The 21,155-nt window shown below is 45.3% G+C and carries 20 protein-coding genes; 18 read left to right on the forward strand and 2 right to left on the reverse strand.

Translation table 11 applies throughout. From position 1 onward, the window contains the following. Positions 1-31: 31 nt before the first annotated feature. The 9 genes from BLS15_RS06350 to chrA all read left to right on the forward strand — a co-directional run bounded on the left by BLS15_RS06350 (position 32) and on the right by chrA (position 9,509). On the forward strand, positions 32-769 hold the full coding sequence (locus BLS15_RS06350; protein ID WP_021253899.1) for a hypothetical protein: 738 nt from the start codon (positions 32-34) through the stop codon (positions 767-769). A gap of 31 nt (positions 770-800) precedes the next feature. Continuing rightward, positions 801-1,580 (forward strand): CpaE/TadZ family protein, encoded by a 780-nt coding sequence (locus tag BLS15_RS06355; protein ID WP_021253898.1) that lies wholly within the window; start codon positions 801-803, stop codon positions 1,578-1,580. Positions 1,581-1,583: 3 nt separating this feature from the next. Beyond that, positions 1,584-3,506 (forward strand): ATPase, T2SS/T4P/T4SS family, encoded by a 1,923-nt coding sequence (locus BLS15_RS06360; RefSeq protein ID WP_028533047.1) that lies wholly within the window; start codon positions 1,584-1,586, stop codon positions 3,504-3,506. Further along, the gene (locus BLS15_RS06365) at positions 3,496-5,532 is read left to right on the forward strand and encodes a GTPase SAR1 (RefSeq protein ID WP_090510512.1); all 2,037 of its coding nucleotides are present in this window, start codon (positions 3,496-3,498) and stop codon (positions 5,530-5,532) included. Before BLS15_RS06360 ends, BLS15_RS06365 begins: the two co-directional genes overlap by 11 nt. A gap of 18 nt (positions 5,533-5,550) precedes the next feature. Then, positions 5,551-6,021, forward strand: a complete 471-nt coding sequence (locus BLS15_RS06370) for a hypothetical protein (protein WP_021253895.1) — start codon at positions 5,551-5,553, stop codon at positions 6,019-6,021. 99 nt (positions 6,022-6,120) lie between these two features. After that, the gene (locus tag BLS15_RS06375) at positions 6,121-6,495 is read left to right on the forward strand and encodes a hypothetical protein (protein WP_021253894.1); all 375 of its coding nucleotides are present in this window, start codon (positions 6,121-6,123) and stop codon (positions 6,493-6,495) included. 11 nt (positions 6,496-6,506) lie between these two features. Further along, positions 6,507-7,058 carry a hypothetical protein gene (locus tag BLS15_RS06380; protein WP_021253893.1) on the forward strand — a complete coding sequence of 184 codons (552 nt, stop codon included), beginning with the start codon at positions 6,507-6,509 and terminating at the stop codon, positions 7,056-7,058. Continuing rightward, complete coding sequence (locus BLS15_RS06385) at positions 7,045-8,019, forward strand: hypothetical protein (RefSeq protein WP_021253892.1); 975 nt, start codon at positions 7,045-7,047, stop codon at positions 8,017-8,019. Before BLS15_RS06380 ends, BLS15_RS06385 begins: the two co-directional genes overlap by 14 nt. 266 nt (positions 8,020-8,285) lie before the next feature. Continuing rightward, positions 8,286-9,509 (forward strand): chromate efflux transporter, encoded by a 1,224-nt coding sequence (gene chrA, locus BLS15_RS06390; protein ID WP_021253891.1) that lies wholly within the window; start codon positions 8,286-8,288, stop codon positions 9,507-9,509. A gap of 134 nt (positions 9,510-9,643) precedes the next feature. On the opposite strand, the gene BLS15_RS06395 is transcribed toward chrA, so the two are convergent. Further along, positions 9,644-10,312 carry a thiamine diphosphokinase gene (locus BLS15_RS06395; RefSeq protein WP_021253890.1) on the reverse strand — a complete coding sequence of 223 codons (669 nt, stop codon included), beginning with the start codon at positions 10,310-10,312 and terminating at the stop codon, positions 9,644-9,646. A gap of 216 nt (positions 10,313-10,528) precedes the next feature. Here BLS15_RS06395 and BLS15_RS06400 point away from each other — a divergent pair, with 216 nt between their 5' ends. Then, positions 10,529-11,023: a low molecular weight protein-tyrosine-phosphatase gene (locus tag BLS15_RS06400; protein WP_090510516.1), complete on the forward strand. Its 495-nt coding sequence runs from the start codon at positions 10,529-10,531 to the stop codon at positions 11,021-11,023. A 120-nt stretch (positions 11,024-11,143) separates the two neighbouring features. Here BLS15_RS06400 and BLS15_RS06405 read toward each other — a convergent pair whose 3' ends face one another. Next, the gene (locus BLS15_RS06405; RefSeq protein ID WP_021253888.1) at positions 11,144-11,875 is read right to left on the reverse strand and encodes an alpha/beta hydrolase; all 732 of its coding nucleotides are present in this window, start codon (positions 11,873-11,875) and stop codon (positions 11,144-11,146) included. 321 nt (positions 11,876-12,196) lie between these two features. On the opposite strand from BLS15_RS06405, the gene pdhA reads away from it, so the two are divergent. From pdhA to BLS15_RS06445, 8 genes are all read left to right on the forward strand, one after another. Continuing rightward, entirely contained in the window at positions 12,197-13,264 is a 1,068-nt protein-coding gene (pdhA, locus tag BLS15_RS06410) for a pyruvate dehydrogenase (acetyl-transferring) E1 component subunit alpha (protein WP_021253887.1), read from the forward strand. A 94-nt stretch (positions 13,265-13,358) separates the two neighbouring features. Next, the gene (locus BLS15_RS06415) at positions 13,359-14,336 is read left to right on the forward strand and encodes an alpha-ketoacid dehydrogenase subunit beta (protein WP_021253886.1); all 978 of its coding nucleotides are present in this window, start codon (positions 13,359-13,361) and stop codon (positions 14,334-14,336) included. A 35-nt stretch (positions 14,337-14,371) separates the two neighbouring features. Further along, positions 14,372-15,646, forward strand: coding sequence for a dihydrolipoamide acetyltransferase family protein (locus BLS15_RS06420; protein WP_021253885.1), 1,275 nt, complete (start codon positions 14,372-14,374; stop codon positions 15,644-15,646). Between the two features lie 4 nt (positions 15,647-15,650). Next, the gene (lpdA, locus tag BLS15_RS06425) at positions 15,651-17,069 is read left to right on the forward strand and encodes a dihydrolipoyl dehydrogenase (RefSeq protein ID WP_090510519.1); all 1,419 of its coding nucleotides are present in this window, start codon (positions 15,651-15,653) and stop codon (positions 17,067-17,069) included. Between the two features lie 226 nt (positions 17,070-17,295). Further along, on the forward strand, positions 17,296-17,772 hold the full coding sequence (locus BLS15_RS06430; protein ID WP_021253883.1) for a zinc ribbon domain-containing protein: 477 nt from the start codon (positions 17,296-17,298) through the stop codon (positions 17,770-17,772). A 297-nt stretch (positions 17,773-18,069) separates the two neighbouring features. Beyond that, a complete protein-coding gene (thyA, locus tag BLS15_RS06435; RefSeq protein ID WP_021253882.1) occupies positions 18,070-18,864 on the forward strand; it encodes a thymidylate synthase in 795 nt (264 codons plus the stop codon). 85 nt (positions 18,865-18,949) lie between these two features. Next, positions 18,950-19,435 (forward strand): dihydrofolate reductase, encoded by a 486-nt coding sequence (locus BLS15_RS06440; RefSeq protein ID WP_021253881.1) that lies wholly within the window; start codon positions 18,950-18,952, stop codon positions 19,433-19,435. 219 nt (positions 19,436-19,654) lie between these two features. After that, positions 19,655-21,142 carry a glutamate synthase subunit beta gene (locus BLS15_RS06445; RefSeq protein ID WP_021253880.1) on the forward strand — a complete coding sequence of 496 codons (1,488 nt, stop codon included), beginning with the start codon at positions 19,655-19,657 and terminating at the stop codon, positions 21,140-21,142. The last annotated feature ends 13 nt before the right edge of the window (positions 21,143-21,155 follow it).

A 21,155-nucleotide genomic window follows, 5' to 3' on the forward strand; every position in this document is an offset into this window, starting at 1 on the left:
CATAGATGAATATACAGGAGGAGTTAGGAAAATGACGATCGGAATATTCGTGGGCGCTTGCGATAAGAGCGATCATGTAGTGGCGCTAGCGACGTTCCTAACGAGATTAGAGGAGAAAGTGCTTATTGTTGATGCAACAACAACAAGACGGATTGGGACTGAGGCAGGTCTACTCACGCAATCTCAGCAACCTATAATGCACTGGAATGGTTATGATGTGCTGTCAGGCGCTATATCTTGGGACGATATGATTCAGTTGCTTGAACGGCATGGGAGCAGTTTGGATACTTACGAACATATTATTGTTGACACGGATCGCGCATTGTTTTGTAATGCTCAACAATGGAAGCAGATCGACACCCGCTTGCTTGTGCAAACGATGGAAAGATACTCATTGCAGAAAAACAGAGAATGGCTGCAAGCATTCCAGCAGCAATACGACGGAGATGAGGAGTTTGAATTCGTGCCCGTAATCCTGCGTTCGCTCATGCCGGATGATGAGTTTGCGTTTATGATCGAATGGTATTATTCCATATTTGAGCACCGGTGGGCTCGAGAATGTATCGCTATAGAAGAAGATGAGCGTAATTGGACTGCACGCATGTCAGACTATCAGGATGGTCAATTGCAAGCATCCAACTATCCACGTGCTACGAAGCGTGCTTGGCGCATCCTTACAGAGCATTTCACTGGTAAACTGACAGAACGTGCTTGGAAGCAGTGTTTAAGAACGCCTAAGAAGGGACGAATGAAACATGTCGCTCTGTAAACATTGGATGATTTCGTCAATCGGAAGAGGTATGGCTGGAGGAACAACAGTTGCTGCGTGTACGGCAATTAGTCTCGCTTGGCACTATCGGATGAAAGTGCTGCTCATACATGTCAAGGGCAGAGGGGAAGGAGTTGAGAAGTTATTTCCTCCCGCTTTTGATGTTACGCGCCAGGCTGGAACAGGCGGGCGGCTAATAACCCCTAACGGCTGGAGTGCACTTGCGCGTGTGCTTCGACACCATCAAGTTGAGGAAGAATCGATCTCCTCCTACATGATAAGTGTGATGAGTCGATTAGATATTCTCCCCGGTTATGACTCAGAGGAGATGGAAGATACGCTGCATGAGCATCTTTTACTTCACGTGCAGAAGCTAGTGAGCAAACGATATGATCTTGTGCTGTGGGATATGAATGAGCAGGATATTATCGCTTTGAAACTCATTGGTAAAATGAATATGCATGGTACGATTGCAGTGTTGCCGCAGAACCGATCAGAGATCCATTGCGCAATGGAGAAAGCAGGAAAAAGCGCAGATGCATTCGTGATAGGACAGTATGATGCGGATGTAAAAGTAAATCCAATGAACGTAAAACGAATGTATTCACTCCATCAGCCCTTTTTCACAACGCCGTATGCAGCAGCTTACCGCAATGCAGCAGACGATAGAATGGTGATGGACTGGTATTTGCGCCAGTCTCAGCGACATGAAAGAGGGAAACGTTGCCCTTTCATCTTAGAGAATATGAAGCTCAGCAGATATATTCTGGAAGAGTCCGGCTATCATCAAGGAAGAAAGGCAGGAGGATAGCGGATGTCAATATGGAGTTATTTAGGATTCTCAATTTTGGGTGTTTCGGTTCTATTCCTAGCGATGTTCGTTTATTGGCGCTTGTTCCGAAATCCTAGCAGACACACCTCTTATCGTACGATGGATGAATGGACATGGGACATGCTGGATCAAACAGTGAAGGATACGTTTCTAGCATGGACGAGTGATCTGCCGCTAGATTTGTATCGTAATGAAGAAGAATATTCTCGTGAAATGAAACGGCGTGTTTCTCTTCGCAAAACTCTCCGTTCATGCTGCGGTGGGGATATCGCAGATAAGGAGTATATTAAGGAATGGATTGTGGATATGCTCAAAGAGCAAATTAAGCTCAGCAAAGGCAATTCAGAACAGTTATTACCGATAGATCGACCCGAGCTTTTAACTTCACAAGACAAATTTGATCTATTACTGTACGCCTTTAAAAAGCGGTACAGCTTTGATGCCTTTCATAGGTTAATCGATAAATATGGCTGGAGTGAGCGTAAACGCATACCGATGGCACAGGGTGTTCATCAATTGCACGATGCAATTACGGAGGAAGATATCGATGCAGCATATCGGTTAGAAAGAATTCAATTCAGTTGGGAGGATCGGATCTGGATAATCGCACAGCGGTTGTATCAACGTTATAAGGGATTCTCTGTTATTGATGAGATACGCGACATGCGGATAGATGGTGTGTCAGGTGGAGTAAGTGGTATTCCAGATGAAGCCATGACAAGAGGGGGCTACTGGCAAAGTTCGAACACAGCTTCACCGACAAAGAATCAAGGGGATTTAGTTGTTGGCGGCCTACAGCGGGCATGTGATAGTGTATGGATCTTCTATAAGGGGAAGTCGATTAAACTTTCCTTCCTATCATTTGGATCGGAGGCTGAACTGCGCCGGGTATGCCACAACATATATAAATACCAGACGCCTGGATCATTAACGGAAGCGGACGGCTATCGGATCAATCATATGAAGGACGGTTCGCGTGTCGTTGTGCTGCGTCCGCCATTTGCAGAATCTTGGTCATTCTTTGTTCGTAAGTTTGATACGCAGGCTGTATCACTTCAGCAGCTTATACGAGACAAGAACGCTGAGCTTCCTACTGAATTGCTTCATTTCTTAATGCGAGGGGCAAGAGTGACCGCCATCACAGGTGCGCAAGGATCGGGGAAGACGACTCTGTTAATGGCATTAATTCAATCGATTTATGCGTTCTATCCGCTTCGAGTACAGGAACAGGCTTTTGAACTGAATCTTCGTAAGTTATATCCCAGCAGGAATATCCTTACGCTCCGAGAGACAGAGCGCATAGCGGGGCAGGCTGGTTTGGACGTACAGAAGAAGACAGACGGAACTGTACATATTTTAGGTGAGGTGGCAACGGATCCGGTTGCAGCTTGGATGGTGCAGATGGCTCAAGTCGCGAGCCTGTTCACCGTCTTCACGCATCATGCCAAGACATTTCCTGATTTGGTGCTGTCGCTTCGGAACTCGTTGCTTAAGACGGGAATGTTCCATAATGAGTCGATAGCCGAGCAGCAGGTAAGCCAAGTGATTCATTTCGATGTTCATCTCTCTCGGGATGCCGAGGGCAAACGATATATTGAGCGCATTACGGAATGTATTCCACTTCTTAATCATAACGAAGGCGAAGAAATGATTGACACACAAAGTGATGTGAACATGACATGGGATCGCTATATCGAATCCTCGCAGCGTGTGCACCGACATATGATGCGTACTCGATCCTTCACTTACCGAAATATTATTGAATATCATCAAGGCCGATATTACCTCGTGAACCCGATATCCGTGAAGCAGAGAGAAGCGATGGAAGCCGAAATGACTGCTGAGGATAAGCAGCGATTCCGCGATTGGCTTGCTCAGGAGGGAGGATATCCGGTTGCTAGTTAGCAGCTTGTTACTATGGATTGCAAGCGGGGCAATAGCTGTTTCTTTCATGTTATGGATGTTGTCTAGAAAGTTAATATCGACTGGGATTGCGGAGAATAAGGTACGTGCCCATGGAAATCAGAATGGAGTTAAGGCCCTCACACAATTGTATAAAAAACTGTTGAGGGATGTCTATCGTTGGAGCATGAGTGTTCCTGTGCTCAAAAAGAAGACGGCGTCACTCCGACAACAGCTTGCACCGTTATACAGTTATGACGAGTGGCTATTGCGTGAGCGAACAGCCTCCATACTGCTAGGAAGTGGAATAGCGATTCTCATTGCGCTCTCAATATTCGTCTCCTTCGATCAAAATCTGCTGTCATGGATCATGCTAATTGTTGTACTTAGTGTGGCGGAAAGTCTATATCGTGATGTTATGATCACACGTGCCGAAGTGAAGCTTCTTCATTTATCCTCCATGTCGATTGGGCACATGCGACATGCCTATCATCGGTACAAGATGGTGGATGCTGCACTAGAAGATACGATTGAACGCGCGCACCCGATGCTCGTACCACATTTACAGCGTATTGCGAAGTTGATTAGCGATCCCGATTCCGATTCCGCTATGGCTGCTTATGAGGAGGCAGCTCCGAATCGTTATTATAAGATGCTTGGAGGCTTATCCAAGTTGGTAGCTGAGTATGGTGATCCGAAGGGAACAGCTGGGTCTTCCTATTTGAAGGGACTTGCCATGATAGTTCGTGAAATGCAAACAGAGCTCGTTATGCGTGCACGGCTCGATTATCTGCTTGGGGGATTAAAAGCAATTGCCGCTATTCCTGTCCTTTTCACAGATCCACTGGAAAGGTGGGCGACGACCTATTTTCCGTCCATGGAACTGTTTTATCATTCGAAGCTTGGTTGGTGTCTGCAACTAACCGTTTTCTGTTCCGTCTTGATGTGCCATCGCATATTACAACAGCTTCATTGGAGAAGCGCGATGGCTGAGGATCAATCACAGCGAACTGGGTGGATCAGAAGAGTACTGGAGCAGCGAATCATTCGAAGATTACTGGATGTCTGGGTGAACAGTAGGCAGATTGGGTCACTTAAGCGTGCTCAGCGCTTATTACATGAAGCAAACGAATCGATGACCTTAGGGCATTTCTATGGCCATCGCTTCATACACGCGATCGTAACTTGTGGAATCTGCTTTGTGTTAATTGTCTCATTGCACTTGGGATCTACGCAATGGATATGGAATCAGCTGAATACCAAATCGCTAGAAGCGGGACTAAGTATGGAGTTAACTAAGCAATGGATACTAAGTTCCAACCCAGAGACAGGCAATCACGGACTTCAACTCGCTCTGAAAACTGCGATCTTGAAGGAACACCCAGACTGGAGCTATCAACGAATCGAACAATCGACGAAGTCGCTCGTACCACTTGCTATTTATCATCGTGAGATGAAAGTTTCATGGTGGGAAGTTCTGCTTCCATTCACCGTTGGGTGGGGTGCATATTATGCATTTGTTATGATTCTACGGATCCGTATTCGGATTCGACACTTGGATATGCGTACAGAGATCAGTCAAATGCAGTCTCTTTGCATGCTGCTGCGTGCTTTCGAGCGGATGACGGCTGAATCGATGATGGAGTGGATGAGTCGCTGCACGACTATGTTCCGCCGCCCTTTACAATTGTGTCTGCTTAATTGGGAGAGTGGTTCGGATCATGCGCTACAACAGCTGCGAATCCATGCGCCATATCCAGACTTCGTCAGGCTTGTGGACAAGCTGGAGCTAGCTCACAATCATATTCCGCTTAATGAGGCGTTCGATGATGCAGAGCAAGACTGGTTCTATGAACAGGATATGCTTAGACAGCATTATGAGACAAGTATCGAAGCCAAAGCAGGCTGGGGAAGGTGGCTGGGCTTCGCTCCGATGTATGCCTTAATTTTTTTGTATCTCGTGGTACCCCTTGTATGGATGAGCGCAGAGCAAATGCGTTCTTCCTTTGAACAAATCCGATCTCTATAACAAAGGAGTGTATAAAGTATGAATAATGCCCAATCTGCATTGAAGGTGGCAGCAGGGATTTTCCTTACCATTGCACTAATTACAATTGTTGTGTTGTTGTTCGTTAGTGCGCAGGAAGCGACAAAAACGGCTCAAAATGAATTTTCATCGATCCAGACAGAGTTAAGCAAGGCATCATTTACGGTTTATGATAATACATCGGTTAGCGGTTCTCAGGTCATTAATGCAATACGTAAATTTTTCAAGCAAGATCAATTCGGGATTCGTGTTGTAACTGGTAAAAATCGTGCAGGAAAATCGGATGGAAATCATTATGGATATTACGTGCTGCCGAACGGTGAGATTGCGGGGAACAATCGAAATGACAGCATAGATTTGGCATTGAATGAATCATCTGATAACTACGTGAATCCTAGCGGAAAGTTTAAAGCAAAGCTAATCGTGGACTCCAGCAACGTAACAAGAGGGATTGTATTTGAACAGCAGTAGGATTCGGGGTGTCACCCTGAGTTTTCTTATATACATATCTCCACTGTGGAATTTTGGGAAACTTATATTTTGACATCAGTGCTTGAAAAGGGAGGCAGTATGCATAATGCGAGTCGAATAGCTGAACTAGCAGTAGCATCGATACTGTTTTTGGTCGCATTGACGGGGGCCTTACAACTCATTGGAAGTACGTCCTTTACGATTCGACAAGTAGATTATGCCAATCAAGTGAAGGATCGGAATGTTAGAGCTACGATGGAGCCTATACGATCTAAGCCATTAACGGGAGCTGATGTCATTCTATTTATCAGTCAGTTGAGGGAGAATGTTGAGCTTGAGGTTGAAGGCATGAGCGTCAAATCTCCAATCCCCCTTGAGAATATTCAGTTCAATTCGATATCACGAACGAAACAATATCATCTTCATATCGAACGAAATGAAGATGGAGACATCCGTAAAATGATCTTCAGGTAGGAGGTAGCTGATTGGGCAATGCAGTAGTTAAGCTGCTTGGTGTGATGATAGGAGTGCTGCTGCTCTTTCTTTACCCGATATTAGAATCATATCAGCGGCAGGATGACCTAGCTGCGATGTATGTGCAGCGAAGTGCATCTACATTCTCAGATGCCGTAAGGGATAAGGGAGTGATCACTCCTGTCATGTGGAATGATTTTATGGCGGAAATGGTGAAGACGGGTAATGTATATGAGGTGGTTGTTGAGCATTATGAGAAAAAGTATGATCCGATCTATAGGGATCCCGTTCAAGTCAATACATTTACTGGGGACTTTCTAATCCGTTACCAACTAAACAATAAAGTGATGCTGATGGAAAAGCTGTTTCCGGGAGATGGACAATCTGTTGAATCTCCGTCCCGTACGTATAAGCTGAGCATTGGAGATTATTTCTATGTGTCCGTAAGCAATACGAATCGAACACGTGCGGCTATGATTTTGGACTGGCTGACAGGCTCATTTGGCCCAACTGAACGGATTCGTATTCCTGTCGGAGGAATGGTTCGAAATGAAAGTAGTTAAATTTTCAATACTCTTTGTTCTGATCTGTTTCCCTTTGTTTTGGGTGAATAAGCTACAAGCAAGAGAGGAAGCGAGCAAGCTGCAGCTTGAACTGAAGTATAATGACGCTATGAATCAAGCCGTTGATGATGCAGCCCGTACACTGCAGATATCTGCTGTGTGGAAGGAGACGGAGGAAGGATATGAGTCACAGAAGCGGCTGGAACTGCGTCGTAATGATGCGGTTAATTCATTCTTTATGACGTTATTTCTTAACTTTGGTTTATGGAATGAGGAGAAAAAGCAGGATGAATTGAAACGATATATTCCGGTGATTGCAATCATTGGCTATGATGGTGTTGATATGTATGCAGAGGATGATTATATCGGCCGTAATGGTGAATCCCAGATGCAGCATGTATGGAAGCCGAAGTTACCTTATGGGTTTATGGATCAAGGTGGAAATGTGATCGGATTTACGTTAGATGACTATATTACCGTGTATCGTCCATCATCGGGGAGCTGGCTTGCAGGATATCAACGGGAGTTAAAAAGCACGGCTTCAGATGTTCCGATACTACAGGATGATCAGTTATTTGATGCGGTAAGACGTACGACAATCGTAGATACCATTCAACAAGCGCTGGCCAACACCATCAATGAACACAACGAACGGGCTTTACGAAATGGTGTTTCCTATACATTCACCTTGCCTTCCATTTCAGATGAAGAATGGCATAATACCATCAACGACGTGGGTGTTATGGCCTTCATACAAGGTTTTCCTTTAGGCTTTTCTTCGTATAATCATTATGCTCTCGGCGGCTCACGGCTGCTTAAGAGAAACAATTATCATGGCGTAATCATGAATGGCATTAAGTATGCATTCCCCGAAAAATGCGCTCCATCGAATGCTTTGGAATCCTATCATTCATCAGCTGATGCGGCCAAACAAGGATATTTTTTGAAATCATGTCCCTAATGAGATTTCAACTTAATAGGGGTCTTTGCTGTAATACATATCGCAAAGCGACGTTTTAATGAGCCGTCCTGAAAACAGCAGGGCGGTTGTTTGTTTTACTGTAAATTTGCTGGGCTGCTTCTGATTCACAAATTTAAACGCAGTTTGCACAATAATAAGATTATGTAAATCTATTGCTTCAATTCGGATGGTACCTCATCATATAAGAAATGAAGGAACAATGAAGATATATTCGTGCGAAATAGAAGAGGAGTAACAGGAATCGGATGAGAACCTATTGGCATGGAGTTAGAGAAACATTTGTGACCGCATTGCGGCTAGGATTGACTTCTTTTGGAGGGCCGGCTGCGCATATAGGCTACTTTCATAAAACCTATGTACAGCAGTTGAAATGGTTAGACGATCAGCAGTTTGCTGAATTGCAGGCGATTAGTCAAATGCTTCCCGGCCCATCCAGCAGCCAACTTGGAATTGGAATAGGTATGAAGAGAGCTGGATGGCTTGGAGGGGCGATGGCGTGGTTGGGCTTCACGCTGCCGTCTGCTTGTCTGCTTGCCTTATTTGCCTTCGGAATTAGTTGGCTGCCCAATCAAGATCCTGGGTGGCTGCAAGGATTGAAGCTTGCGGCAGTTCCGATTATTATTCAGGCGTTATGGGGAATGAATAAACAATTGACACCTGACGCGCTTCGAAGAACGATCGCAATTGTTGCCGCAATTCTATCCCTTCTTCTTATCGGCGTTTACGGACAGCTCCTTATTATGGGGGGTTCACTTGCTGCAGGTGTCGTCCTATTCCGAAATCGGGCGGAAATTAGCGAACCAGCGATCAGGACCAATCAAAACCAATATGAGTGCATTGAAGAAGGGAAGTCAAACATTTCACGTACATTTGCAAAATGGATGACTCTGTTATTTTTCGGACTGCTTATCGGGTTGCCAATGCTGGCGTATTATATACCAAGTGTAGTGACACAGCTTATGGAAGTCATGTATCGTACCGGGTCAGCGGTGTTCGGTGGCGGACATGTTGTCCTTCCTGTACTGAAGCATGAACTGATGACGGCAGGGTTGCTGGATGATTCTTCACTGCTCGCAGGGTATGGGGCAGCACAAGCAGTACCAGGGCCTTTGTTTACATTTGCAGCATTTGTAGGTGCTTCTATTCATTCAGGTGGATTTGGAATCGTCCTTGCCATCGTTGCTACTTTATTTATTTTTCTCCCTTCTTACCTGCTAATGGGGGCAGTACTCCCTTATATGTCGCATGTTCGGCAATGGAGTAGTGTTCGGGCAGCTTTTCAAGGGATCAATGCCGCTGTTGTAGGGTTGCTGCTTGCAGCACTTTACGATCCTGTCCTCACAACATCGGTAACGAGTCCGATTCACATGTGTATCGTGCTAATTGGTATATTATCACTAATTGTATGGAGGCAATCGCCCTGGATTACCGTTCTGCTGTCAGCCATGCTAGGTATGCTGTTGTTGTAAGCGGTGATGTAAAGATTATTTACAAATAAAAAATACGCCATTCGAACGTTCGCAGGTAGTTACATCATAGAACGATTGAATGGCGTATTCCTTTTACGAATGACACTTTGACAGAGATTGAAATCCACTTTATATTAATCGCGACTGCAAATAATTAAGAGGTAGCCTTCTCGCACACGAACCGAAGCAGTATCACCGTCATCCCATTCGTTGCTTATTCCTAGGGATTGTCCAATCTGCAGGGTTGCATCATGAAGCGGGTACTTAAATCCAGTTAACGTAATACCAGTTACCGTTGAGCTCAGTGGCAGCAATGATACATACGGGAAGGAATTCGTCTGTAATGTAACACTCGAATTCGTTAGCATAATGATATTGTGTTCGTCTACGATTTGACACTTAATTCCTTCATCGACGGCTTTGCGCAATAAATGAATATTAGACAGCGTATGATCAAGTCTCGTGCCGGTTACGCCGAATAGCGTAATTTGCGTTGGTTGCATTGCGAGAGCATGATTGAAAGCAAGTTCGGTGTCGGTATAATTTTTATCGACGGCGTCACAATCCATGTATTTCCGGCTCGAAGCGCGGATATGCTCCCGTTCATCCTCTGTTACGGAGTCGAAATCTCCTAAGGCCTGATCGGGAATAATGTTGTGCTGTACCAGATAGAGAGCTCCTCGATCAGCGCCGATGATGTAATCCATCGTACGAATCTGGTCTGCTATTTTCTCGGAAATGGTTCCACCCGCTACAATGGCAATATGAGCGGGTGTTGAAGTAACCTGTTGATCGTTTGACAACGTTATGACCTTCCTTTATATCGCAATAAGTATGATGACAAGTTGAATCCCTCCCATTATATCGAAATATGAATGGGGAACCAAATAAATATATCCATTTGCAATAAATAAAGACTGCCGATACAATAAGTGAATCTTAACAGGATATACACCTTACATAATGAAACACTAAGTAAGGCAAGAAGCTAAGGTATATAGAAAAGGGAGGAATGTTACGTGGCTGAAAGTACGAAGGTGAACGTGTTGTTCGTATGCCTGGGAAATATATGCCGTTCTCCTATGGCTGAAGCTGTATTCCGTGAGCAAGTGGAGCAAGCAGGCTTAAATCAGGTGATTCAGGTGGATTCAGCAGGTACAGGAGATTGGCATGTTGGTCATCCTCCGCATGAAGGAACTCGCAAGCTGTTGGACGAACACGGGATCACTTATGAAGGAATGAGAGCACGACAGCTTCATCCGACAGATTTTCAAACTTATACGTACATCGTATGTATGGATCCGAGCAACGAACAAAATGTGCTGGCGTGGGAAGGGTCAGACAACAGAACATCTGAAGTTCTGCGCTTTATGACTTTGCTTCCTGAAGAGAACCGTGAAGAGGTACCTGATCCGTACTATACAGGCAACTTTGAAGAAGTATATCGTTTAGTTCAAGCGGGGTGTGTACGATTGTTAGAGCGGATTAAAGTGGAACATCCTTTCATGTTATAAAATATTTATGGGTTTGATGAAAAGTAGTGACATACATCCTTGTATGCCACTACTTTTTTTATGTTTAATAGGGGTGTTCCTCATCAATGCTTGTATGCTCATATGGAAATGGACAAGCAGCTAGTCAAGAAAATGACGAAGAGCATCTGGGACATGTTTTTGCCAGAATCCCCACAAATGATGCCCTTCATGCTCTGCATAGAGAACATGAGCATTTCGATCCGTAAACAGCTTGTGTGTATCCCGATTTAATTCAACAAAATTATAAGTCCCTGTATCGGTTGTGAACGCAGTCTCTTGCAGACCGACGATCATAAAGAGATGCAGCCATGATAGATCCTGCTCCTGCGCGATAAGCTGCTGCGAATATGGGTAGTAGGCGCCGGACAAGGAGATTACCTGACGGAATTTGTTAGGATATTTTAGCGCTAGGTGTAGGGAAACAGTGCCACCGAGTGAATCACCTGCGAGCGTGATTTCCGTCCAATCTGTACGTACCGGATACATTCGCTCAATTGCAGGTACAATCTCTTCTGCAAAGGCGCGAGTATAGGATTCAAATCGTTCTCCATCCGGGGAATACTCAGAAGTACGGATTTTCTTATTCACATCAACTCCAACGATGATGAATGGCTCCATGTCACCTTCGATAATGAGCTGATTCGCGTGTGTCGCAATACGACCAAAATTAAAGAAATCTTCTCCGTCCTGACAATAGACAACGGGATAACTGAGTATTTCCTGATATCCTGGCGGCAAATAGACGCGAACGTGACGACTGCCTCCTTCAAGATATTTGCTTGGAATGTCGTGTTTTACAATGGTTCTCTTGAATATTGAAGAATCTGACATGCATAGCACCGCCTCATGCAAAATTTTATCAATGTTGGTGAATACTAATTTCGATGGTCTTGATTAGGGACTCACTATAGGAAAGAAATAAGAATCTTTGACTTTCTACTATATAATGTTCCGCGAACAAGTATCGACTATGTGAGTGAGTTCACAAATTTGTAACACTCTGTTATAGTCATTAACAACAGCTGTTATAACAACAATTCAACAAAATGTTCACTTTTTTCGCGTTTTCTTTTGACCAATCGACTAAAACAGGTGTATAATAATTCTATAACAGCGAAACAAAATCTTCAAACTTTTATTGAGGTGAAAAACATGAGCAAGTTCCCATTTGAAGTTCAGACGGAAGAGATTCAACCGTTGTCCGTCTTGTCTCCGGAAGGAGAAATTGTTAACCCGGATATGGTTCCGGATCTGACTGACGAACAATTGAAAGAAATCATGTACCGTATGGTATTTACACGTACATGGGATGATCGCGCAATCAACCTTGGCCGTCAAGGCCGCCTTGGTTTCTATGCACCGGTGTCCGGTCAAGAAGCTTCCATGGTAGGTAGCGTATATCCATTGCAAAAAGAAGACTTTGTTGTACCAGCATATCGTGACATGCCGCAAATCGTATGGCACGGATTGCCTTTGTACCAAGCTTTCTTGTACTCCCGTGGTCATCAACATGGTGGACAAATTCCAGAAGGCGTTAACGTAATGATGCCGCAAATCATCATCGGCGCGCAAATCTTGCACGCGATGGGTATTGCAATGGGCTTCAAGTTGAAAAAGCAAGCACAGGTTGCAATCACATACACAGGTGACGGCGGTTCTTCCGAAGGCGACTTCTACGAAGGCTTGAACTTCGCAGGCGCATTCAACTTGCCAGTTATCTTCTTCGTACAAAACAACGGCTATGCAATCACAACTCCATTTGCGAAACAAACAAATGCGAAGTCGATCGCTCATAAATCCGTTGCAGCAGGTATCCATGGCATGCAAGTAGACGGCATGGACGTGCTTGCCGTTATCAAGGCTGTTCAAATCGCTGCAGAACGCGGACGCAAAGGTGAAGGCGCAACGTTGATCGAAGCGTTGACTTACCGTTACCGTCCACACTCCATGGCGGACGATACTACAAAATATCGTACAAAAGACGAAGAAGCAGAATGGGCAATCAAAGATCCACTCGTGCGCTTCGGCAAATACTTGGAGAAAAAAGGTCTTTGGACAGAAGAAGACACAGCTCGCGTAAAAGATGAAGCAAAAGCGAAAGTGAACGAAGAAATCAAACGTGCTGAAAAAACAGAGAAAATGACTGTTGCAGGCTTGATCGACAGCATGTTCGAAACAACTCCGAAATTCTTGGAAGAGCAAAAAGCGGATTTCCAATAATTCGGACAGCGTTCTGAAAGTTAACGGGCCTCGTTGATGCGAGGACAACGATTCCATATATGGTTCTGTGATAACGGTAAGGAGGAAACAAGCAATGGCACAAATGAATATGAAAGAAGCAATTCGCGACGCAATGCGCGTTGAATTGAAAAGAGACCCTAATGTTGTGGTCTTTGGTGAAGACGTTGGCCATGTCGGCGGTGTATTCCGTGCGACTGAAGGTTTGCAAAAAGAATTTGGTGAAGAGCGTGTATTTGATACTCCGCTTGCAGAGTCCGCAATCGGCGGTATGGCAGTAGGTTTGGGCGTTCAAGGCTTCCGTCCTGTTGCTGAAATCCAATTTGTAGGTTTCATCTATGAAGCACTTGACCAAATGTGCGTTCAAGCAGCACGCATGCGCTTCCGTTCCGGCGGCCGCTACAACTCGCCAATCGTATTCCGCACACCATTCGGTGGCGGCGTAAAAGCTGCAGAATTGCATACAGACTCCCTTGAAGGTTTGATGGTACAAACACCAGGTATCAAGGTTATTGTTCCTTCCAACCCTTACGATGCAAAAGGATTGATGATTTCCGCAATCCGTGACAATGATCCAGTATTCTTCATGGAACACTTGAACTTGTATCATGCATTCCGTGATGAAGTGCCAGAAGGCGAATATACAGTTGAAATCGGTAAAGCGAAAGTTGTTCGTGAAGGTAAAGACGTAACAATTCTTGCATACGGCTTGATGGTTCACACAGCAATGAAAGCTGCTGCTGAACTTGAAAAAGAAGGCGTGCAAGCAGAAGTTATCGACCTTCGCACATTGGCGCCGCTTGATATCGACACAATCGTTGAGTCTATCAAGAAGACGAACCGCGCAATTGTGGTACAAGAAGCGCAAAAGACTTCCGGCGTAGCTGCAGAAGTTATTGCACAAATCAACGAAAAAGCGATTCTTCACTTGGAAGCACCTGTACTTCGCATTGCAGGTCCAGATACAGTGTATCCTTTTGCACAAATCGAAGATCAATGGTTGCCATCACCAGCTCGTATCGTAGCAGGCGTCAACAAAGTATTGAACTTCTAAGATAGAACCGGAACAGAGAGAAGGAGGATTTTACTGTGGCTAAATTTGAGTATCGCTTCCCTGAACTAGGGGAGGGCCTTCACGAAGGCGAAATTATCAAAATGCACATTAAAGCAGGAGACAAGGTAACTGATGATGATATCATCATGGAAGTACAAAACGATAAAGCTATCGTTGAAGTTCCTTGCCCTGTAAATGGTACGGTATTGGAAGTATTCGCGAAAGATGGTCAAGTATGCCATATGGGCGAAGTAGTAGCGATCATCGACGCTGAAGGTGAAATCCCTGAGCAAGATATGCCAGAAGAAGCAGCTCAAGAGGAAGCAGCTCCTGCACCAGCAGCAGCTGAAGCTCCTAAAGCTGAAGGCGTAGCAGCAGCACCTAACCGTGATGTACTAGCAACTCCAAGCGTTCGCAAGCATGCTCGTGATCTTGGCGTGAACATTGCTGAAGTTCCTGCTACTGGCAAGAACGGCAAAATCACTCGTGAAGATGTAGAAGCATTCGCTAACGGCGGAGCACCTGCAACAGCTCCAGCAGCAACTGAAGCTCCTAAAGCTGAAGAAGCGAAAAAAGCAGCTCCAGCGGCAGCAGCAACTGGACGCGATGCTGAAGAAGAGCGTGTACCATTCAAAGGTATCCGTAAGGCGATTTCGAATGCAATGGTTAAATCGGCTTACACAGCTCCACACGTTACAATCATGGACGAAGTGGAAGTTGGCGAGCTTGTTGCATTCCGCACACGCTTGAAGCCAATGATGGAGAAGAAAGGTACAAAAGTAACTTACCTTCCATTCATCGTAAAAGCACTCGTTGCAGCTTGCCGTCAATTCCCTGCGATGAACGCAATGATCGACGAAGCAAACAACGAAATCGTGTACAAAAAGTACTACAATATCGGTATCGCAACAGATACAGACAACGGCTTGATGGTTCCTGTAATCAATGATGCAGATCGTCGCAGCATCTGGATGATCGCTAACGATATTAAAGATTTGGCTAGCCGCGGTCGTGAAGGCAAACTTGCTCCGAACGAACTGAAAGGCAGCACAATCACAATCACAAACATTGGTTCCGCTGGCGGTATGTTCTTTACTCCAATCATCAACTTCCCAGAAGTTGCAATCTTGGGTACAGGCCGTATCTCCGAGAAGCCAGTTGTGAAGAACGGCGAAATCGTGGCAGCGCCAGTTATGGCATTGTCCCTCAGCTTCGACCACCGTCTGATCGATGGCGCGACAGCTCAAAACTTTATGAACTACATCAAGCAACTGCTTGCTAATCCTGAGTTGCTTGTTATGGAGGTGTAACCAAATGGTAGTAGGAGACGCATCTTTGAACATTGACACTTTGGTTATCGGGGCAGGCCCTGGCGGTTACGTGGCAGCGATTCGCGCTGCCCAACTCGGCCAAAGCGTACTCATCGTAGATAAATCCGAACTCGGCGGTGTGTGCTTGAACCGCGGTTGTATCCCATCCAAAGCGCTTATCAGCGCTGCACACCAATATGAAGTAACACAACACGCTTCTGCAATCGGTATTACTGCAGAAAACGTAAAAGTGGACTTCACAAAAGTGCAAGAATTTAAAGGCGGCGTAGTTAAGAAATTGACTGGCGGCGTAGGCGCTTTGTTGAAAGCTAACAAAGTTCAAATCTTCAAAGGCGAATGCATGTTCATCAATGAAAATGAAGCACGTGTCTTCAACGATCAAGAAGCACCGCGCTATAAATTCAAAAACTGCATCATCGCAACAGGTTCCCGTCCAATCGAATTGAAGCCTTTCCCATTCACTGGACGCATCCTGTCTTCGACAGAAGCTTTGGAATTGCCAGAAGTTCCTAAGTCCATGATCGTTATCGGCGGCGGCTACATCGGCGCTGAGCTTGGTCAAATGTACTCTAAGTTCGGTACGAAAGTAACAGTTATCGAAGGCGCGGACATGGTTCTTCCTGGCTTCGACAAAGACATGACACAACTTGTATCGAAAAACATGAAGAAATCCAATGTTGAGATCTTCACGGGTGCGAAAGCAGAATCTGCTACACAAACAGACAAAGACGTTACTGTGAAATTCACAGTTGGCGGCGAGTCCAAAGAAGTGACAGCTGACTACTTGCTCGTAACAGTTGGTCGTCGTCCGAACACTGACGGTGAGCTTGGTCTGGACATGATCGGCGTGAAAATGACTGATCGCGGCTTGATCGAAGTTGACCATCAAGGACGTACAAGCATTCCGCATATCTTCGCTATCGGCGATATCGTTGCTGGCCCTGCATTGGCTCACAAAGCTTCTTACGAAGGTAAAGTGGCTGCAGAAGCAATTGCTGGAATGCCTAGCGTTGTAGATTACAAGTGCATCCCTGCAGTATGCTTCACAGATCCAGAGTGCGCAAGCGTAGGCTTGTCTGAATCCGAAGCGAAGGAAAAAGGCTTCAAAGTTAAAGCTGGTAAATTCCCTTATGCAGGTAACGGTCGTGCGTTGTCCCTCGGCGGCAGCGTTGACGGTTTCGTGAAGATCGTATCCGATGCTGACACAGGTATCGTCCTCGGTTCTCAAATCGTAGGTCCTGAAGCATCGAACTTGATCGCGGAAATGGGCTTGGCAGTTGAAATGTCTGCAACTGTAGAAGACTTGGCGTTGACAATCCACGCTCACCCAACACTTGGTGAAATCGTGATGGAAGCTGCTGAAGTTGTTCTTGGTCACCCAATCCACACAGTAGGTAAGTAATCCCCTCTCTCTCTGAGGGTTCTGTATACGTTCTGTTACGGTTCTGTTTATATATTGATTTGCTTTTGCCCTTGCAGCAGCGCTGCGGGGGCTTTTTTTTACCGAGATGTGAATAGTACTGGTTATGTAAGGTGATTCATGTAATAAACAGAGATGTTTTTCTCTATATTACTAATATCTAGAGTTATCATGATCAGTACTCATTTACGGAATGGAGAGGATTACGGTGAGCAGTTTTTTTGATAAATTAAAGCAAGGTGCAGCGGAAGCAGGAAAAAAAGCACAGTCCACAATAGAGGTAAATCGGTTGAAATTTCAAATCTCTTCAAAGGAAAAAGAAATTACGGGTATCTACAGTCGTATGGGAGAATGTGTGTATCATGCCATGCAGAATGGGACAATAGAAGAAATAAGCGATCAACTGCTGCTGTTTAGTGAACAGATTAATCAGAAGAAAGCAGAAGTTCAGGATGTTGAAAATCGGATTCGTACGGTGCAGAATGAGAAACTGTGTCCGTCTTGTAGTAAAGCTGCTACATTAGATACAAAGTTCTGTTCAGGCTGCGGACATCATTTTGTAGGGCATTTTTCAGAAGAGGAAGTTGTAGATATAAAAGTGATGGTTGTATGTCCAGTGTGTCAGGTAGCAAGTGATAAAGGGTCGAGCTTCTGTGCGGAATGTGGTCATAAATTCGAAGAATAACGATAAGACATTCTGTACGGTTTGCCCATTGTGAGTCAATAGGGGTGAACGTTATTTTAACGTTGGGTATTTCGTGAATTCTATCTTTTTTCTTATCCGGGCATATGATGGCCGGATTTTTCTTTGATTAAGCTTCCATTTTCGAGAGAGATTCAATGAACGTCTAGCAAATCGCAGATTCGTAACCGATTAACATGATAATGATAATGGAATGGGATACCGATGATTTTTTTACTCTGGAATGGTACACTAGGTAAGATACACTTCAGAACGGTAAGGAAAGAGAGTGAATAGAGAATGAAATCATATTTGGCATTATTGCAGGATATTTTGGATCATGGCGTGAAAAAAGAAGATCGTACAGGCACAGGTACGATTTCCGTATTTGGTCGCCAGCTTCGATTTGACCTAAATGAAGGATTCCCGCTCGTGACGACGAAGCGTCTGCATCTTCGTTCGATCATCCATGAGTTGTTGTGGTTCCTTAGCGGCGATACGAATATCGGCTATTTGAAGGAGAACAAGGTAACGATTTGGGATGAGTGGGCGGACGAGAACGGTAATCTTGGCCCTGTATACGGCTCGCAATGGCGGAACTGGGAAACGAAAGACGGTCGTACGATTGACCAGATCGCGAATGTGATTGAGCAAATTAAGACGAATCCGGATTCCCGCCGGTTGCTCGTATCCGCGTGGAATGTAGGTGAGGTCGATCAGATGAAGCTGCCTCCATGCCATTATTCCTTCCAATTCTATGTGGCAGATGGCAAGCTGAGCTGCTTGTTGAACATGCGCTCTGTGGATACATTCCTTGGTTTGCCTTTCAACATTGCAAGCTATGCGCTGTTAACGCATATGGTGGCGCAGCAATGTGATTTGGAAGTAGGCGAGTTCGTCTGGAGCGGTGGAGACGTTCATATTTACTCGAATCATCTGGAACAGGTGAATACGCAGTTGCAGCGCGAGCCATTGCCGCTTCCGAAGCTGGTCATTAAGCGCAAGCCAGAATCAATCTTTGATTACCGCTTTGAGGACTTTGAGTTCGAAGGCTACGAATATCATCCAGCAATCAAAGCGCCTGTCGCTGTGTAATCGATGGTTGTTGTGCAATAACGCGCACGAATATTACATTCGACTTCTGTGACTCTGCTAAGAACGATCAAAGGAGGAATTGAAATTGTCGATTACGATGATATGGGCGATGGACGAACAACGGCTTATTGGCAAGGACAATGGAATGCCGTGGCATCTACCGAATGATATGAAGTTTTTCCGAGAGAATACAAAAGGCAAAACCGTTGTGATGGGACGCAAAACGTACGATTCGCTGAACGGAGCACTGCCGAAACGGCGCAATCTTGTCTTGACACGCAACCCAGAGTGGTGTACAGATGACGCTGAGGTTATCTCGGACATCACTTCCGTGCTTGAGCTTGCTCAAGATGAAGAAGTGATGATTATTGGCGGAGCCCAAATTTATAATTTGTTTATGCCGTATGCGGACAAGCTGCTTGTTACGCGAATCGCGCAGACATTCGAGGGTGACGAGCATTTCCCAGAATACGATGAGCGTGTATGGGAGCTTGAGTGGGAAGAGCCAGGAATCGTTGATGAGAAGAATGAATACGATCATCTGTTCCAATCTTTTGTACGCAAAAAATAATTGAGATCGTAAATGTGTTGATGTGATATTGTGTGAAGAAATGCAAATGATTTGTTCATGACTCCATTGGAATATAGGCGTAAATTGAGTAGGATAGGTTGAAAAACATGTCGAAGAGTGCAATGAATGTCTGCATGGAAATCCATGAAACCGCAACAAAAGAATGACCAATCAACCTTACTCATACAAATATACGGATGGACGGATGGAGGAAATCGCATGTCAACACCTACTGGATTTATGGAGTATCGCCGTCAGATTCCGGCTGATCGCGATCCATTGGAACGGCTGAAGGATTGGGAAGAGTTCCATAAGCATTTAAGTGAAGAAGAGCTTCGCACACAAGGCGCCCGCTGTATGGACTGCGGAACCCCATATTGTCATACAGGTATTGAAATGACGGGAGGAACATCAGGCTGTCCTGTGCACAATTTGATTCCAGAATGGAATCAGCTCGTGTATCGAGGGTTATGGCAGGAGGCACTTGAGCGCCTGCATAAGACCAATAACTTCCCTGAGTTTACAGGGCGTGTATGTCCTGCACCATGTGAAGGCTCTTGTACAGTAGGGCTAATTGGACAGCCAGTTACGATTAAGACAATAGAAGAAGCTATCATCGAACGAGGATTTGAAGAGGGCTGGGTGAAGCCCGATCCTCCAGCTCAGCGAACAGGTAAGCATGTGGCTGTTGTAGGATCAGGTCCTGCTGGCCTAGCTTGTGCCGCGCAATTAAATAAAGCCGGCCATTCCGTAACCGTCTTCGAGCGTTCAGATCGTCTTGGTGGCCTCCTCACGTATGGGATTCCAACGATGAAGCTGGAGAAACAAGTTGTAGATCGCCGTATTCAGCTATTGGAGGCGGAAGGCATTCAATTTGTGACGAATACGGAAATCGGCAAGGACATCCCAGCTGATCAGTTAGTTGCCTCTCATGATGCGGTAGTTTTATGCGGAGGCGCAACGAAGCCGCGTGAGTTCCAAATAGAAGGAAGCAATTTGCACGGAATCCACTATGCGATGGATTACTTGAATGGTACGATTAAGAGCTATCTTGACTCCAATCTGGAGGATGGTCAGTATATTAATGCCGAGGGCAAGGATGTGATCGTCATCGGAGGCGGAGATACTGGAACAGATTGCGTTGCAACTGCGCTCCGTCACGGGTGTCGCAGTGTTACACAATTTGGTACGCATGCGAAGGCTCCGCTAGAACGAGATGCAAGTACAAATCCTTGGCCGCAGTTCCCGAACGTCTACACGCTGGACTATGCCCATGAGGAAGCCAAAGCCTTATATGGCAGAGATCCTCGTGAATTCTCCATCATGACAACGAAGTTCGTCGGTGATGAAGATGGACAGGTGAAGGAACTGCATACGGTGCAGATTGAACGGATTGTCGATGAGACTGGACGGAAAATTTATCAGCCGATTCCCGGTACGGAACGCGTATTCCCGGCACAACTCGTGCTGATTGCGATTGGCTTCGATGGGCCGGAACAGACCATTGCAGGGCAACTCGGACTGGCAACCGATCGTCGGACGAATGTGAAGGCCGACTATGGCAAGTATGCGACGAATGTAGGTAAAGTATTTGCCGCAGGAGATATGCGCCGTGGACAGAGTCTCGTCGTATGGGCGATCAATGAAGGACGAGAGGCTGCAAGAGAAGTGGATCGATATTTGATGGGAACTACACTATTGCCTTAAATGTGAAAGTAGT

Source organism: Paenibacillus sp. cl6col (assembly GCF_900102125.1).
GTDB classification, from domain to species: Bacteria; Bacillota; Bacilli; order Paenibacillales; family Paenibacillaceae; genus Paenibacillus_B; species Paenibacillus_B suaedae.